Below are 16,521 nucleotides of genomic sequence, written 5' to 3' on the forward strand. Positions count from 1 at the left end.
CGTCATCAAACAGGGATACATGACATGACGACAGCCAAAGACATCATGAAGCAGATCAAGGACAACGACGTGAAATTCGTCGACCTGCGCTTCACCGACCCGAAGGGCAAGCTGCAGCACGTGACGATGGATGTCGTGGAGGTCGAGGAAGACATGTTTGCCGATGGCGTCATGTTCGACGGCTCCTCGATCGCCGGCTGGAAGGCCATCAACGAGTCCGACATGGTGCTGATGCCCGATCCGGACACGGTCCACATGGACCCGTTCTTCGCCCAGTCGACCATGGTCATCCTGTGCGACATCCTCGACCCGGTCTCGGGCGAATCCTACAACCGCGACCCGCGCGGCACGGCCAAGAAGGCCGAGGCCTACATGAAGTCGGAAGGCATCGGCGACCAGATCTTCGTCGGCCCGGAAGCCGAGTTCTTCGTCTTCGATGACGTCAAGTACAAGGCCGATCCCTACAACACCGGCTTCAAGCTCGACTCCACCGAACTGCCGTCCAACGACGACACCGACTACGAGACCGGCAATCTCGGCCACCGCCCGCGCATCAAGGGCGGCTATTTCCCGGTGCCGCCGATCGACAGTGCGCAGGACATGCGCTCAGAGATGCTGACCGTGCTCGCCGAAATGGGCGTGCGCGTCGAAAAGCATCACCACGAGGTCGCGGCTGCGCAGCACGAACTCGGCATCAAGTTCGACACGCTGGTCCGCAACGCCGACAAGATGCTGATCTACAAGTATGTCGTGCACCAGGTCGCCAACGCCTATGGCAAGACGGCCACCTTCATGCCGAAGCCCATCTTCGGCGACAATGGCTCGGGCATGCACGTCCACCAGTCGATCTGGAAAGGCGGCAAGCCGACCTTCGCCGGCAATGAATATGCCGGCCTGTCGGAAAGCTGCCTGTTCTACATCGGCGGCATCATCAAGCACGCCAAGGCGATCAACGCGTTCACCAACCCGCTGACCAACTCCTACAAGCGTCTGGTGCCCGGCTATGAAGCGCCGGTGCTGCTCGCCTACTCCGCGCGCAACCGTTCGGCCTCCTGCCGCATCCCGTTCGGCTCGTCGCCAAAGGCCAAGCGCGTCGAGGTCCGCTTCCCCGATCCGGGCGCGAACCCTTACCTTGCCTTCGCCGCCATGCTGATGGCCGGCCTCGACGGCATCAAGAACAAGATCCACCCCGGCCAGCCGATGGACAAGGACCTCTACGATCTGCCGCCGAAGGAGCTGAAGAAGATCCCGACCGTCTGCGGTTCGCTGCGTGAAGCCCTCCAGAGCCTCGACAAGGACCGCGGCTTCCTGAAGGCCGGCGGCGTCTTCGACGACGACCAGATCGACAGCTACATCGAACTGAAGATGGCTGAGGTGATGCGCTTCGAAATGACCCCGCATCCGGTCGAATACGACATGTACTATTCGGTGTAAGAACCCGTACCGATAGCGTTGAAAAGGCCCTTGAAGGATTTCCGCCTTCAAGGGCTTTTTGCTGTCGTCAATGCGCATCGATGAGCGCGCGAGTGGTCAGCCACGCAAGCGCGAACACTCTCGCTCGGTTCCAAAGCATCGTTTGATGGCGCGACTTGCCAGCTTCGTGGCCGCCGGCGGAAATCGCAAATGAAGGCTGGTGCGTGGCAGTTTCGAGCGCGCAATCGAACGCCAGGAGCGAGCGGCGCACTGCCTCAGGCTGCAATGCCCGCTCGTCCGGCGCCCCCGCCAATGCCGTCGTTCAAGAAACCCCGCCCCGTTCGAACAGCATCGCTTTGGCGTAACCCATGGCCACGAATACGCATGCCGCAGCGTGATCTGTCAACGTCGCCCGACGAATGCATAAATCGCCGATTTCGATGTATGAACAGAGGCTTATACTGGGGATCGTTGGAGTGCGGATGAGCCGGAACACGCCGTTTTCCGGGCTTTTTCGACGAAGTCGAGAGCGTACGACACCAGTGGCGGCAAGCAGCATCAGCCAAAAGCCTCTCCATCCGGCGTATTTGCCCTGGCCTTTTCAACCTGACTTTTTTTGGGGGTATTCGCTTCGCCGGCCAGCACTGCAAAAAAGAATCACGGCGAAGGCCGGGATTCTCGCAAGGACAGGGCGTCGGAGGGCGACGCCTATCCTGCATGGACGATTTCTACGCAGCCGTCGTACAGGCGACCGAGGAGGCGGTGCTCAACGCGCTCGTCGCCAACGATGACATGATCGGCCGCGACGGCAACCGGAGCCCTGCTCTGCCCCATGCCAAGGTGCTGGCGGCGCTGAAGGCACGTGGGGCTGTCGCCGGTTGAGAACGGCAGACGCGCCTCGCAAACACGAAAAAGCCCTGGCGTTTCCGCCAGGGCTTTTTGTTGTCGAGTTCTGGTCGCGGCGAAGACCTTGCGATCCGCGCCGCGAAAACAATCAGGCGGCGGCCGAGACCTTAGCGTCGGTCGCAACCTGCGAGATCGTCTTCAGCACCTGCGAGGCGATCTGGTAGGGGTCGCCCTGGGAGTTCGGACGACGGTCCTCCAGATAGCCCTTGTAGTCATTCTTGACGAAGGAGTGCGGCACGCGGATCGAGGCGCCACGGTCGGCGACGCCATAGCTGAACTTGTTCCACGGCGCGGTCTCGTGCTTGCCGGTCAGGCGCTTGTCGTTGTCCGGACCGTAGACGGCGATGTGGTCCATCAGGTTCTTGTCGAACTGCGCCATCAGGGCTTCGAAATAGGCCTTGCCGCCGACTTCGCGCATGAACTTGGTCGAGAAGTTGCAGTGCATGCCGGAGCCGTTCCAGTCGGTGTCGCCGAGCGGCTTGCAGTGGAACTCGATGTCGATGCCGTAAGTCTCGGTCAGACGCAGGAGCAGGTAGCGCGCCATCCAGATCTGGTCGGCGGCCTTCTTGGAGCCCTTGCCGAAAATCTGGAATTCCCACTGGCCCTTGGCCACTTCGGCGTTGATGCCTTCGTGGTTGATGCCGGCAGCAAGGCACTGGTCGAGATGCTCTTCGACGATCTTGCGCGCGACGTCGCCGACGTTCTTGTAGCCGACGCCGGTGTAGTACGGACCCTGCGGCGCGGGATAACCGCTCTCCGGGAAGCCGAGCGGGCGACCGTCCTTGTAGAAGAAATATTCCTGCTCGAAGCCGAACCAGGCGTCCTCGTCGTCGAGGATGGTCGCGCGGCTGTTCGATTCATGCGGGGTGACGCCATCGGGCATCATGACCTCGCACATGACGAGAATGCCATTGGTGCGGGCGGGATCCGGGTAAAGCGCCACAGGCTTCAACACGCAATCGGAGCTGCGGCCTTCGGCCTGCATGGTCGAGGAACCGTCGAAGCCCCACAGCGGCAGCTGTTCGAGCGTCGGGAATTCCGCGAATTCCTTGATCTGCGTCTTGCCGCGAAGGTTGGGGACCGGGGTGTAACCATCGAGCCAAATGTACTCGAGCTTGTATTTCGTCATTCTAGCCTCTCGTTGCTTGTTCACCGAACACCAAACGGCCTCGACACGCGTCTGCCGTCGGCAGCCGGCGCTGCCGATCCCTACAATGCAATTCATGTGCCACTCCGACTTCGGCGGGTGCGGCAAAATGGCAGGGATATCGCGTCGAATTTGCTGAGCCGCCTCAGCACTGGGTCCAAATCAATCAAACGCGAATTATGCATAAATATTAGGCAATTGCTGATCTTTTCGTAGGCATATTGCCTAAAGGAATCGCAGGACTTATCTTGTAGGAAAGCTGAATCGACAAGCTCCTGAAAAAGAAAGGAGACCGCCCATGGAAGTCGTCCCCTCCCGTCCGTCGGCAAAAATTCTGATGTTCCCTCTGGCAGCGCGCAAATCTGCCTCAAATTTAGGCGCAAAGGCGAAATTCGCGGCAGAGGTCGCCTCGTTGCGCTACACGTACGCCGATTTTGACGGCTGGTATCACGAGGCGGCCATCGAGGAAGATAATCAGCCAAAGAGCTGATCCGCTTCTTCGGGTCTCAGACATGGAAAAGCCCGGCGTGAGCGATCACGCCGGGCTTTCTCTTGGCCGATGACGGCTAGGCTATTCCTTGCCGTGTAGGTCGGTGCCAAGCGTATCCTTGACGAAGATCATGCCGATGATCAGCGTCATCGCCGCGATCACCACCGGATACCACAGACCATAGTAGATATCGCCCTTGTAGGCGCTGAGCGCGAAGACTGTTGCCGGCAACAGACCGCCGAACCAGCCATTGCCGATATGATAGGGCAGCGACATGCCGGTGTAACGAATGCGGGTCGGGAACATCTCGACCAGGATCGCCGCGATCGGCCCGTAGACCATGGTCACGAACAGGACCAGGATGAACAGGATGCCGATCGTCATCGGCCAGTTCACGGCGGCCGGATCGGCGAACATGGCGAAGGCACCGCCGCCCGGTATGTTGTAGACGGTGACCTCTGGCGCGCCGGCGGCCTCCTCCGACGTCAACAACTTGTCCTTGACCGCCTGATCGATCGGCACCGCGGTCTTTTCGCCGCCGCGAATGGCAGCCGCGTCGAGCTTGAGTTCAGGATTGGCCGCGACGAAGGCGTCGAGCTTCTGGTCCGCTACCTTGATCGCCGCACGCTTGAGCGGATACCCGCCGTCCTGCAGCGACATGTTGACCGCCTTGACGAAGGCCGCGTCCTTGGCCTTGGCCTGATCGCCAGCGGCGACCGCGTCGTAGGACGACACCGTCTCGTTGCCGATCTTGACGGTAGCAGCCGTACCGGCTGCCGCCGTCGATACCACGTCATAGGGAACCGAGTTCTTGGTCAGGAACGAAGTCGCGATGTCGCATGACGTCGTGAACTTGGCGGTGCCGACCGGGTTGAACTGGAACTTGCAGTCGCCGGGTGCTGCCGTGACCGTTGCCTTTGTATTCAGCTGCGCCTTGGCGAGTGCCGGATTGGCGGCCCAGGTCAATGCCTTGAACAACGGGAAGGTGCAGACGATGGCGAGCGCAAGGCCAGCCATGATGATCGGCTTGCGGCCGATCTTGTCGGAGAGCCAGCCGAACACGACGAAGAAGATCGAGCCGAGTGCCAACGCGATCGCGATCATGATGTTGACCGACTGCGCATCGACTTTCAGTACGTTCTGCAGGAAGAACAGCGCGTAGAACTGGCCATTGTACCAGACGACGGCCTGTCCAGCAGTGAGGCCAAGCAGCGCCAGCAGTGCGATCTTGGCGTTCTTCCACTGACCGAAGGCTTCCGAAAGCGGTGCCTTCGAGCCCTTACCTTCGTCCTTCATCTTCTGGAAGGTCGGAGACTCCGAGAGAGACAGTCGAATCCAGATCGAGACGGCGAGCAGCACGAAGGAGACGATAAACGGAATACGCCAGCCCCAAGCGGCGTAGGTTTCCTTGCTCAAGGAGCCCTGAACAATCAGAATGACGATCAGCGACAGGAACAGGCCAAGTGTCGCCGTCGTCTGGATCCACGACGTGTAGAAGCCGCGACGGTCGTCAGGCGCGTGCTCAGCGACATAGGTCGCCGCACCGCCATATTCGCCGCCGAGGGCCAAACCCTGCAACATGCGTAGCACGATCAGGATCACCGGAGCCGCGATACCCAAGGTCGCATAACCGGGCAGCAAGCCGACCAGGAAGGTCGACAGACCCATGATCGTCATGGTGACGAGAAAGGTATATTTGCGGCCGACGAGGTCACCGATACGGCCAAACACCAGGGCGCCGAACGGGCGGACGAGAAAACCGGCGGCAAAAGCCAGCAGCGCGAAGATGTTGCGCGTCGCCTCCGGAATGGTCGGACTGAAAAAGGTCGAGCCAATGAAGGCCGCCAATGAACCGTAGAGATAGAAATCGTACCATTCGAAAACGGTGCCGAGTGAGGAAGCGAAGATGACCTTCTTCTCTTCCCGAGTCATGCCGCGGCTCGTTCTGCCGGCGGTCGATGCCATTGCCATTGAGTTGTCCTCCCGTGAGACGCTGTCCTCGATGGCGGGCGCCAGTGTCAGCGCTCTCCTCCGAACGCGGACTCGGAAATGCCGGGCCATCACGGGAAAAATGACAGAAAGCGCCCGCCGACGGCAGAGCGACGATGGGATTATGACTTTGGTATTAGGTGCGGCGCGGCAATCGCCGCAGGGTCAACCCTTGAGCGCCTCGAGAAGGCTGACGGCAGCCATCATATCGCGTCTGCGGGCGGCACGGCGCGCGACCGCTTCGGCGTCCTGCCCCCAATGCTCGATCTGCCAGTCCTCGTCGACATGGCCGGCGGCCCAGGCAGTCTCGGCATCGAGCTCGCCGAAATCGACCGCCAGCGCCAGCAGCGCCGAACCCGTCAGCGAGGTCATGAGGTGGATGGCGGCCAACCGCAGCGGCTCGGCGCGCTGATTGAGATGACTGCCCAGAACGGCGATCGTCTCGCGTGGCTGCTCGACATGGATGATGCCCTCGGCAAGGTTGAAGCGAGCCCCCAATGTCGTGCGCGCCCAATCGATGACCGGATCCCACTGCTCGTTCTGCCGCGCGACCAGCCCTTGGGGAGCGTCGGCGCGGTAACAGAGCAGATCCGATGAGGCAAACCGCAGTATGTCTTCCAGCACCGCCTGCGGATCGTTGGCAACGCCGTCGATGGTAGTGTTGACCAGGCGCATCACCGGCATCGTCACCGGATTGATCGTCTCGCCCTGTTCCGCGAACTCGCCTGCAACCAGCACTGCCGCCGCCTCGGTCGGCAGCGCCAGCAGCGCCTTGCCCGGCGTGCGCACCGGCTTGCCGTCGAGATGCACGGCAAAACCTCCCTCTATCGGCACAACCGAAGCGGTTTTGTAGAAGCGCTTGGGCAGCGGCGTCTTCATCTGAATCTGGGCGCGGCGGACCGGATCCGGATCGGAAAGATACTTGCCCGCTTCGAGGTCGTTGAGGATGTCACGCATGAAAAGTCACTCTCACACCGGTGTCGGCTTGCGCGCCGGCCGGTTAACGATGATCAGGCCCGCCGCAATCAAGCCAAGTGCCAGAAAAATGCGAATGGTCAGCGGCTCGTTCAAGATGATCGCGCCGCACAGGACACCGAAAACCGGCGACAGGAAGGTAAAGCTGGACAGGCCGGAGGCCGGATAGCGGCGCAGAAGCCAGAACCACAGGACATAGGTGAAGGCGACGATATAGATCGCCTGGAAAAGCAGCGCCAAAGTTGGCAACAAGGACGGATCGCGCACCGGCGGGCCGGCGAGAGGCAGCACCAATATGCCGACGATCGCCGCGCCGGCGAGTTGGTAGAGCAGCAGCTTCTCGGCGCTCGCCACGACCAGTTTCGACCGCTTGATGAGGATATTGGTCAAAGCCCAGAAGAACCCGGAGCCAAGACTGAGCAGATCGCCGAACAGCATGTCGCCGCCGCCAAGCTTGTCGGAAAAGACGGCGGTGAGGCCGGCAAAAGCCAGCAGCAGGCCGAGGAACTTGCGCATGGTGATCTGTTCGCCAAGCAGGAAGTGACCGCCAATCAGCATCCAGAACGGCATTGAGTTGACCAGCAGCGTGTTGCGGGCAACAGTCGTATGCTCCAGGCCGACATAGAGGCAAAGGAACTCGATGCCGAAAAGCACGCCCACGGCAATGCCGGCGAGCAATGTGCCATCGCGCCTGAACAGAGCGATGCCGCGCCAGCGGCACCAGAGGAAGACGCAGAAGCCGCCGATGATCGAGCGTGCGATCGACAGGAAGACGGGATCGTAGCCGGCATAGGAGATTTTGGCGGCGACATAGTTCAGGCCCCAGGAAAAGGTCAGGCCGACCATGATGGCGGCGGCGGCCATGTCGACTGTGTCGCGCCGATCGAGCGCGTCGGTGGCGCCGCTCAAGATCAATCCTCCGCGCTGGCGTCGTCGAAGCCGATCAGGTTCCAGCTCTGGCGCATGTGCGGCGGCATCGGCGCGGTGACGTCGATGACGCCCTTGTCGGGATGCGGAATGATGATGCGGCGCGCATGCAGATGCAGGCGATTCTGGATACCGCCGGGGAAATCCCAGTTGGTGTCGGCCTCGAAATATTTCGGATCGCCGATGATCGGGCAGCCGATATAGGCGGCATGGACGCGAAGCTGGTGGGTGCGGCCCGTGTAAGGTTCCATCTCCAGCCAGGTCATGGTCTGCGCCGCCTGCTCGATGATGCGGTAGTAGGACACGGCATGGTCGGCGCCTTTTTCACCATGCGCTGCGACCCGGACGCGGTCGCCATCCTCGGTCGGCTCCTTGATCAGCCAGGTCGAGATCTTGTCCTCGCGCTTCGGCGGCACGCCCTTGACCAGCGCCCAGTAGGTCTTCTTCGTTTCGCGGGCGCGGAACGCTTCCGACAGCTTCATGGCGGCCAGTCTCGTACGGGCGACAACCAGCACGCCCGACGTGTCGCGGTCGAGCCGGTGGACCAGCCGCGGCTTCTCACCCTTCTGGTTGCGCCAGGCTTCCAGCATGTCGTCGACATTGCGGGTGACGCCCGAGCCGCCCTGCACCGCAAGGCCCGCCGGCTTGTTGAAGACGAAAACCTTCGGATCCTCATGGATCAGCATTTTCGCCAGGACGTCGGCATCGCCCTGGTTGCGGATCGAATGGCCAGTCAGCGCGCTCTCGCCCTTCTTGTCGACCTCGAGTGGCGGGATACGCACCACCTGGCCGGGCTCGACACGGCTGTCGGCCTTGACGCGGCCGCCGTCGACGCGGATCTGGCCGGAGCGCAGCAGCTTCTGCAAATGGCCGAAACCAAGGCCCGGGAAATGCGTCTTGAACCAGCGATCGAGCCGCATGCCCGCCTCGCCGGCCTCCACCGTGATCTGTTCAACGCCTGCCATTTTTTCTTCGCTTATCCGTTTCCAAAGCAGGGCTCGGCCTGCGCTTGGCGCGGCAATAGCATTAAGGCAGGCTTCTTGCGAGCCAAAGACCCAAAAACAGGGCGATGATCGCGCCAATGACACTGGCCAGCGCATATCCAAATGCCGGCAGCGTGGCTCCGCGCTCCCACAGCGTCGCGAAATCGAGCGAAAAGGCGGAAAAAGTCGTGAAGCCGCCAAAGATGCCGGTGGCGACGAACAGCCTGACTTCGTTCGACCCGCCGCGGCGCGCCAGGGCGGCGATGAACAGGCCCATGGCAAAGGAGCCGACGATGTTGATGACCATCGTGCCCCAGGGGTAGTTGGGGCCGACAAGACGCAGCGCGCCCATGTTGGTGAGATGGCGGATGCCGGCGCCGATGCCGCCGCCGACGACCACGAGAAGCAGATTGAACATCATCGTCTACTGCCCGTGTCGAGGCCGTGGCGTCAATCCCTTCGCAATCACCATTCAGGCACCGTCCAGTCTGGATACTTCTTCTTGAATTCGACGTAGAGGGCATCGACCTCGGCCTTTCTGACCGGGCGTACCTGTTCGTAGAGATAGCCGGCGACACCGCCTGACAATCGGTACTGCGCAATGCGCCTGTACGCGGCACCGATACCCTTGCCTTCAAGAATATACTGGTTCGGGAGCGTGACGCAGATCTGCGCGCCCGGTTGCAGATGAGTAACCGGCCGGTCGGTCACGACAACATATCTGGATTTCAATGCGTCCGGTCGGAACCGATCACGACTGTCCACCTGGCAAATCCATCCGACATGGGTAACAAGATCCCGTTTCATGCCGAACAACAGGGCGTCGCTCATCACAGGACCCGACGCAAATACCGAAAAGCGGTCCTTCGGTTCCATCCTGTCGACGAGGTCATCGATCAGGCGGCTGTATTCGGGGAGATTGTCAAGGTGAAGGGGAAGCGTGGCTTCCCTGGCGAAGACGAAGCCAACCGGGGACAACAACTGACGGCCGGCTGGAAAAAACGTGCCCAAAAAAGCAAATCCGGCAACAGCGGCCATGGCGACGGTCGGCCATCGTGATTTCAGTCCCGGCACGGAGACGATCGAAACGATTGCCTGGGCATAGGCGGGAAAGAGCCAAAGAAAAATCGGCAAGGAATGATGACGTTCCGGGTCCTGCGTCCGGATGAAAGCCAAGAAGGTAAGCACCGAGGCCATGGCACAGAAGACGGCAAATCTGTTGCGGCGCACAACCGAGATGTAGAGGCCCACCACAATCAACGCCCAGTTCAGATAGCTGAGCCGGGATCCGACGTCACCGAGCTGGGTGACAAAGGTCGTCTTGTATCCGCTGTAAAGGTCGGCGTAGCTGGTTTGCAGAATCTTGGCAATTAGCGGCAGCTGGAAGTTCAACGCCGTCGCGGCAATAAGGAAAATCGCGCACGCGCCGCCCAGAGCCGCGTTGCGGAAGGCCGGCAAATCCCGCTCCCTTGCGATCTGCAGCAAACCCAGGAATGCCGCGGAAACGGTGATCCCTATGTCCGCATAGGCGTACCAGCGGCGCAGCATGAACGCCAACCACAGGCAGGCGCCGACGGCTATTCCGCTCATCACCGGTTCGCGGGTCAGGAATTTGGATTTCCAGAAAAAATAGGTTGCCGCGGTCAGGGCGAGACAGCCGGCAATGTCAGGCATTCCCCGAAGCGTCGGCGCCCAGAACGGCGTGTACAGGAAGGCCGCGATCCAGACGGCGATCCAGCTACGGGACGGTATCTCGGAGACCGCCTCCTGATAGCTTATTCTGCCTATCAAAAGAACCGCTGGAACCAGGTAGACCGCGACTATTCCGGTAACGAAGGAAAGCCTTGAACCGCCAAAAACAAGGTGAAACGGCATCAGCGGCACCAGGATCGCCACGCCGTAATCTTCCGTGGCGATGGAGGTGCCCAATTGGCTCAGCCATTCGAAAGGGCTTTCGACCAGAAGTGCGCCCTGCTGGTTGAACATGTTGAAATAGGCCGCGAAGTCCCAATAATAGACGGACTCTTCGAGACTTATGTACGCGGCGCTCACAGCAGCGCCAAGTAACACGGCGCAGATGTAAGCCCCCAGAATCCGAAGATTTTTTTCCCGATCACTTGAAGCCGCCAAGAATGGAAGAGACGGGGTCCGCCTAAGTCTTATTTAAGCTATTTCTAATACACTCGAATGCCGTTTCCGCGATCGGGATTTGCCAATTCGTATCACGAATTATTGATGACTTGATAAAGATGTATACTTGAACGCATGGACGTCGCAAGCGTCGACGACACACAGAAATACCGCCGAAGGGACCGCTTCTTCCAAGCAGCCGTTCGATATATTATTCATATGTGATATACAGAAGCCGTGCGCGAGAAGTCGGCAAAAGATAATGCATCGCACCCTGACGCTGCCAGCAGAGCCGGCAGCGTCGACGTTTTCAGGTCAGGTGGTTTCGATCTTCTTCGGCTTGGTCGAGCCGATCATCTTCCAGTTCTTGTAGAACATCGAATTGATGCGCTCGACGCTGACCGAGACAACCGCGAGCATGCCGGCAATGAGTCTCGGGAACGGGGACGGCCTGATGATGTCCATGAACACGCAGTAGCGGCGGCCGTCATATTCGTTGACCGAACGGTGCAGCAGCGTGTCGTCGAAGATGAACTGCGGATTGTCGTACCAGTAGTTCTTGACGTTGCCGCATTCGACGAAGATTTCCGCCTTCACCGGGATCAGATTGTAGAGGATGCGAAGGCTGAGGCGCAGCGGACCGAAGTGCCAGGAGGTCGATTCGCGCTTGCTGAAGACCGAAACGGCGATGGTCTTGATGTATTTGAAATCCTTGTTGAACTCGGCGACGTTGTCGATCCGGTGTTTGCCATACCACTGGTAGACATACATGCCACGCCGGCCGGCGCCGAAATTGGCATCGATATCGGCGATGATCTCATCCTTGCGCGCCTTGAAGATGTCCAGGACCTCATTGACCTCGCGCTGATAATCCTCCGGAAACTGCTCCAGCTTCCACACACCGGGATTGCGGTAGCAGAGCAGATCGACCAGCAGGTTGAACGGCGACAAGAGCCAGGTGAACAGGCCGTTGCCTAGGAAGTAGCCTGAGAACAGCGCCAGATCCTTCCTGTCGTTGCGCAGCACGTCGATCAGGCCGCAGACGATGAAGATCGTCGTCAGAATGGGGATGAAGTAGAAGCCAAGGGCGAGAAGCGGGATGGCGATGGCGAATTTGCGAAGGGTTTTGCGAAGGGTTTTTGTCATTTTTCCACGCGCGGAGCGCGATCCTGTTGCGAATGAGTGTGCCAAATCTCGGCAACGACCACCGCCCGGCCGTGCGCCTTGATAAGGTTTTTTGGGTCGCCGCACAACGCCACGACATCGTGGCCTGGCAGTTGCCTGGTGGAATTTGCCAGACTTCGGTCAATGCATCGCTGGGGTCAATGCACCGCTGGCAAGCCGAGCTCGTTCCATTTCTCCCTGGCCACGGGATCGCCGACCAGGAACTCAAAGCCGATGACGCTTTCGCCGTCCCGCGCGAGCTGGCATTTGAACTTCAGACCATACCAGTTTTTGCGACTGCGGAAAGCCGCGCCGTCCGCGGTGATCGTGGTGCCGCCGATCTTCTCCTCGGCTGTCGCATAAGGCACGACGCGTTCCGGCTGAAAGTCCACGCGCCATCGCCGGATCTGGTCCATGGCCTCGAGATTGCACAATTGCACCATGCGTTCGTCGGAAGCGAAGGTCGCGAGATCGGCGCGCGCCTGCCGGCTGCGCGGATCGGCGAGCGTCTTGGCCGACAGCATTTCGGTCGGCCGAATCATGGTCGGCGCGGTGGGCGATATAGATCGAGGAGTGGTTGATGGTGTTGTTGGTGTTGGTACGGACGCTTGCGCCTCGGGCGCTGAAGGCGGTGCTGGCGCCGGCGGCGGCCTTGTCGAGGCCTCGAACTGCTGGGGTGTCAGAATGTCGACCGACACCCCTTCCTCGTCCAGCCGCTTCGGCCGCTTTGGCAGCGGCATGAGCGCCAGCATCGCGGCCAGCAGTGCGTGGAGAGCAACCGAGGTTGAGATACCCCATGGCGGGGCCTCGCTTCGAAGCGTGACGACCACCGGGCCACGCAAATCCGCTATTCCCGTTCCTTGCGCAGCTTCGCCCAATAGTCGAGCCGCTTCCTGATGTCGCGCTCGAAACCACGCTCAGGCGGATCGTAGAAGGTCTGGCGGCCCATCTTCTCCGGAAAATAGTCCTGGCCCGAAAATGCGTCGGGCTCATCATGATCGTAGCGATAGCCCGCGCCGTAGTCCTCTTCCTTCATCAGCTTGGTCGGCGCATTGAGGATATGCTTCGGCGGCAGCAGCGAGCCATGCTGCTTGGCTGCCTGTGTCGCCGCCTTGAAGGCCGTGTAGACGGCATTGGATTTGGGCGCGGTGGCGAGATAGACGGTGGCCTCGGCAAAGGCGAGCTCGCCTTCCGGAGAGCCCAGATAGTCGTAGGCGTCCTTGGCGGCATTGGCGACGACCAGCGCCTGCGGATCGGCTAGGCCGATGTCTTCCATCGCCATGCGCACCAGCCGGCGGCCAAGATAGAGCGGATCCTCGCCGGCGTCGAACATGCGCGCGAGATAGTAGAGTGCCGCGTCGGGATCGGAACCGCGCACCGATTTGTGCAGCGCCGAGATCAGATTGTAGTGGCCGTCCTGGCCCTTGTCGTAGATCGGCGCACGGCGTTGGACGATACGCTGCAGCCCTTCGGGATCAAAGACCTCACCGGGCTTGGCGGCGCGCCAGACTTCCTCGGCCAGCGTCAGCGATGCGCGGCCGTCGCCATCGCTCATGCGGATCAGCATGGCGCGGGCCTCGTCATCGAGCGGCAGCGCCCTGCCCTCCGTCTCCTCAGCCCGCACCATCAGCTTGGCGATGCTCTCCTCGCCGAGCGAATGGAAAACCATGACGCGCGCGCGCGACAACAGAGCCGCGTTGAGCTCGAAGGACGGGTTTTCCGTCGTGGCGCCGACCAGGACGACCGTCCCGTCCTCCATGACAGGGAGAAAGGAATCCTGCTGGGCGCGGTTGAAGCGATGGATCTCGTCGACGAACAGCAAGGTCTGGCGGCCGTTGGCGCGGCGCAGCTTGGCCGTCTCGAACACTTTCTTCAGGTCGGCAACGCCGGAAAACACCGCCGAAATCTGCTCGAAGGCAAGGCTGGTCTCGCCGGCGAGCAGCCTTGCCACCGTGGTCTTGCCGGTGCCCGGCGGCCCCCAGAAAATCATCGAGCCGAGTGAGCCCGAGCCGATCAGCCGGGTCAGCGCGCCATCGGGGCCGGTCAGATGCTCCTGGCCGACGACCTCGCCAAGATTTCTCGGCCGCAGCCTGTCGGCCAGCGGCCGACCGAGCGGCGCCTTTTCCGGTTCATCGACACTGAACAGATCGGCCATGTACTTCTTTTGGTTTGGAGCGCGATCCCTTCAGATCGAACTCAGTAACGCAGCACCTGGCGCAGTATCTGCCCGCCGCGCTCGACGGTAAAGCGCCACCAGCGCGTATCCTGCTGGGCTACCTGCGCCAGGGTCGCGGCGGTATCGATGGTGGTGCCGTTGACCTCGCGCACGATGTCGCCCGGCATGAAGCCGAAATCGGCGGCCGGCGAGTCGCGGTTGATGTCGATCACCGTCACGCCCTTGAGGTCGGTGCGCAGGCCAAGCTTCTGGGCAAGCCGCGGCGACAGTTCCGCGACCTTGGCGCCCGAGAACGGGCTGCGGCCATGCAGCGTCACTTCCGAGGCTTTCGCACCTTCCGGCGCGCGCTCCAGCGCGATGTCCATGGCTGCTTGCTGGCCCTTGGTCAGGATCGCGAAATTCGCCTTTGTGCCGATCGACAGCGTCGCCATGCGATAGTCCAGCGCCTCGATGCTCTCGACCGGCTTGCCGTTGACCTGCAGCACGACATCGCCAGCCTTCAGCCCGGCCTTGCCGGCTGGCCCAGTAGCATCGACCGAAGACACCAGCGCACCGGTCGGCTTTTCCATGCCGAGCGATTCGGCGATCTGCGGCGTCACCGCCTCGAACTCGGCGCCGATATAGGGCCGTTCGAAGAAATCGAGGCCGGCCTTGGCCGCATCGGCGAAAGCCCGCACCATGTTGGCCGGGATGGCGAAACCGATGCCGATCGAGCCGCCGCTGCGGCTGTAGATGGCGGTGTTGATGCCGACCAGCTGGCCGCCCATGTTGATCAGCGCGCCGCCGGAATTGCCGGGATTGATGGCCGCGTCGGTCTGGATGAAATAGCCCGAATCCGAGACGCCGATATGGCTGCGGGCAAGTGCCGAAACAATGCCGCTGGTGGTGGTCTGGCCGACGCCGAAGGGATTGCCGATGGCCAGCACCAGGTCGCCGACCTCCAGCGCGTCGGAATCGCCAATGGCGATGACCGGGAACGGCTTGTCGGATTCGATCTTGAGCACGGCTAAATCCAGCGTCTCGTCCTTCAGCATCACCTTGCTGGTGAATTCGCGCCCGTCGGCGGTCGCCACCTTGACCTCGTCGGCATCCTTGATGACGTGAAAATTGGTGACGATGACGCCGCTCGGATCGACAAGCACACCTGAGCCCAGCGAGGATTGGGCGCGCGGCTGCGCACGGCCGAAAAACTCCTCGAAGAACGGATCGCCTTCAAAAGGCGATGTGACCTTGGCCGTCTGCGAGGCATAGACATTGACCACGGCCGGCGCCGTCTGCTTGACCAGCGGCGCGAACGAAAGCTGTACCTCCTCACGGCCGAACGGCACGCGCTTGTCAGGCCCCGAGGTGGCATTCTCGCCTTCGACACCGTGCAGCAGGTCGGTCAGCACGTCCGACAGGCCCGGATCGGCGGGTTTTGCCGCGTCTTCGGCGAACGCCTGCCGGACTGCCGGTGCGGCTGCGAACACCATGAAGGCGCAGAGCAAAACAAGGGACAGTCTTTTGGCGCGCATTCGCGAATCCTCCAAAGCAAGTTCGGGCGCATTGTCCCGACGATTGTGCAAAATGAAAGGCTAAGCCGCTGAAATCCGATTATTTTCGCGCCGGCAGATCATTTTGGGCACGCTTTGACGCGCGTAGAACATGAAAAAGGGGCCCGCAGGCCCCTTCAATTCATTCCGGAAAGACGGAGCCTTATGCGGCCGCGGCTTCCGCGTCGGTGCCTTCGGCTTCGAGGCGGGCGCGGTCGCCAGCGCCCTTGGCCGAGGTGTCGCGATCGACGAACTCAATGACGGCCATCGCGGCGTTGTCGCCGTGACGGAAGCCGGCTTTCATGATGCGCAGATAACCGCCGTTGCGGTTGGCGTAGCGCGGGGCGATGGTGTCGAACAGGCGCTTAACGACGCCTTCATTGCCGATCTGCGCGATCACCTGGCGGCGGGCGTGCAGGTCGCCGCGCTTGCCGAGCGTTACCAGCTTCTCGACGATCGGACGCAGGTCCTTCGCCTTCGGCAGGGTGGTGACGATCTGCTCGTGCTCGAGCAGCGACACGGCGAGGTTGGCGAACATCGACTTGCGATGGCTAATGCTTCGGGCGAAGCGACGGCCTTTGAAACCGTGGCGCATGGCTCTTTTCCTTCTTCAGTTGTTCAAGAGGCCAAGGCCTCTGATGGTTTTCCGCATGACCGTCGGATCGAGCGGCTCACGCCGCCGATCCTTG

The 16,521-nt window shown here is 61.2% G+C and carries 15 protein-coding genes; 3 read left to right on the forward strand and 12 right to left on the reverse strand.

The window, feature by feature from the left end; genetic code table 11:
• Positions 1-24 precede the first annotated feature (24 nt).
• Both glnA and D3242_RS30780 read left to right on the forward strand, forming a co-directional pair.
• Positions 25-1,434 (forward strand): type I glutamate--ammonia ligase, encoded by a 1,410-nt coding sequence (gene glnA, locus D3242_RS30770; RefSeq protein ID WP_010909302.1) that lies wholly within the window; start codon positions 25-27, stop codon positions 1,432-1,434.
• Positions 1,435-2,130: 696 nt separating this feature from the next.
• Positions 2,131-2,295, forward strand: coding sequence for a P1 family peptidase (locus D3242_RS30780; RefSeq protein ID WP_317452340.1), 165 nt, complete (start codon positions 2,131-2,133; stop codon positions 2,293-2,295).
• Between the two features lie 112 nt (positions 2,296-2,407).
• On the opposite strand, the gene D3242_RS30785 is transcribed toward D3242_RS30780, so the two are convergent.
• The gene (locus D3242_RS30785; protein ID WP_010909300.1) at positions 2,408-3,448 is read right to left on the reverse strand and encodes a glutamine synthetase beta-grasp domain-containing protein; all 1,041 of its coding nucleotides are present in this window, start codon (positions 3,446-3,448) and stop codon (positions 2,408-2,410) included.
• A 316-nt stretch (positions 3,449-3,764) separates the two neighbouring features.
• Here D3242_RS30785 and D3242_RS30790 point away from each other — a divergent pair, with 316 nt between their 5' ends.
• On the forward strand, positions 3,765-3,956 hold the full coding sequence (locus D3242_RS30790) for a DUF2735 domain-containing protein (RefSeq protein ID WP_019857985.1): 192 nt from the start codon (positions 3,765-3,767) through the stop codon (positions 3,954-3,956).
• A gap of 81 nt (positions 3,957-4,037) precedes the next feature.
• On the opposite strand, the gene D3242_RS30795 is transcribed toward D3242_RS30790, so the two are convergent.
• The 11 genes from D3242_RS30795 to rplQ form a co-directional block, all read right to left on the reverse strand.
• The gene (locus D3242_RS30795) at positions 4,038-5,927 is read right to left on the reverse strand and encodes an MFS transporter (RefSeq protein ID WP_069092115.1); all 1,890 of its coding nucleotides are present in this window, start codon (positions 5,925-5,927) and stop codon (positions 4,038-4,040) included.
• A 183-nt stretch (positions 5,928-6,110) separates the two neighbouring features.
• Positions 6,111-6,902 carry an ATP12 family chaperone protein gene (locus D3242_RS30800; protein ID WP_064982880.1) on the reverse strand — a complete coding sequence of 264 codons (792 nt, stop codon included), beginning with the start codon at positions 6,900-6,902 and terminating at the stop codon, positions 6,111-6,113.
• Between the two features lie 12 nt (positions 6,903-6,914).
• Positions 6,915-7,784, reverse strand: a complete 870-nt coding sequence (locus tag D3242_RS30805) for a DMT family transporter (protein WP_064983542.1) — start codon at positions 7,782-7,784, stop codon at positions 6,915-6,917.
• A 47-nt stretch (positions 7,785-7,831) separates the two neighbouring features.
• Complete coding sequence (locus tag D3242_RS30810) at positions 7,832-8,812, reverse strand: RluA family pseudouridine synthase (RefSeq protein WP_019857981.1); 981 nt, start codon at positions 8,810-8,812, stop codon at positions 7,832-7,834.
• Between the two features lie 61 nt (positions 8,813-8,873).
• Positions 8,874-9,248 carry a fluoride efflux transporter CrcB gene (crcB, locus tag D3242_RS30815; protein ID WP_038652633.1) on the reverse strand — a complete coding sequence of 125 codons (375 nt, stop codon included), beginning with the start codon at positions 9,246-9,248 and terminating at the stop codon, positions 8,874-8,876.
• 47 nt (positions 9,249-9,295) lie between these two features.
• Positions 9,296-10,882 (reverse strand): hypothetical protein, encoded by a 1,587-nt coding sequence (locus tag D3242_RS30820; RefSeq protein WP_223217736.1) that lies wholly within the window; start codon positions 10,880-10,882, stop codon positions 9,296-9,298.
• 393 nt (positions 10,883-11,275) lie between these two features.
• A complete protein-coding gene (locus tag D3242_RS30825; protein WP_064982878.1) occupies positions 11,276-12,106 on the reverse strand; it encodes an aspartyl/asparaginyl beta-hydroxylase domain-containing protein in 831 nt (276 codons plus the stop codon).
• Positions 12,107-12,282: 176 nt separating this feature from the next.
• On the reverse strand, positions 12,283-13,002 hold the full coding sequence (locus D3242_RS34195; RefSeq protein ID WP_240564765.1) for a DUF930 domain-containing protein: 720 nt from the start codon (positions 13,000-13,002) through the stop codon (positions 12,283-12,285).
• A complete protein-coding gene (locus D3242_RS30835) occupies positions 12,972-14,279 on the reverse strand; it encodes a replication-associated recombination protein A (RefSeq protein ID WP_038646662.1) in 1,308 nt (435 codons plus the stop codon). Before D3242_RS30835 ends, D3242_RS34195 begins: the two co-directional genes overlap by 31 nt.
• Before the next feature lie 41 nt (positions 14,280-14,320).
• Entirely contained in the window at positions 14,321-15,814 is a 1,494-nt protein-coding gene (locus D3242_RS30840; RefSeq protein ID WP_064982877.1) for a DegQ family serine endoprotease, read from the reverse strand.
• 181 nt (positions 15,815-15,995) lie between these two features.
• Positions 15,996-16,427 carry a 50S ribosomal protein L17 gene (gene rplQ / locus D3242_RS30845; protein WP_010909289.1) on the reverse strand — a complete coding sequence of 144 codons (432 nt, stop codon included), beginning with the start codon at positions 16,425-16,427 and terminating at the stop codon, positions 15,996-15,998.
• Positions 16,428-16,521: the final 94 nt, after the last annotated feature.

The organism is Mesorhizobium jarvisii, assembly GCF_003601985.1.
Lineage (GTDB): Bacteria > Pseudomonadota > Alphaproteobacteria > Rhizobiales > Rhizobiaceae > Mesorhizobium > Mesorhizobium jarvisii.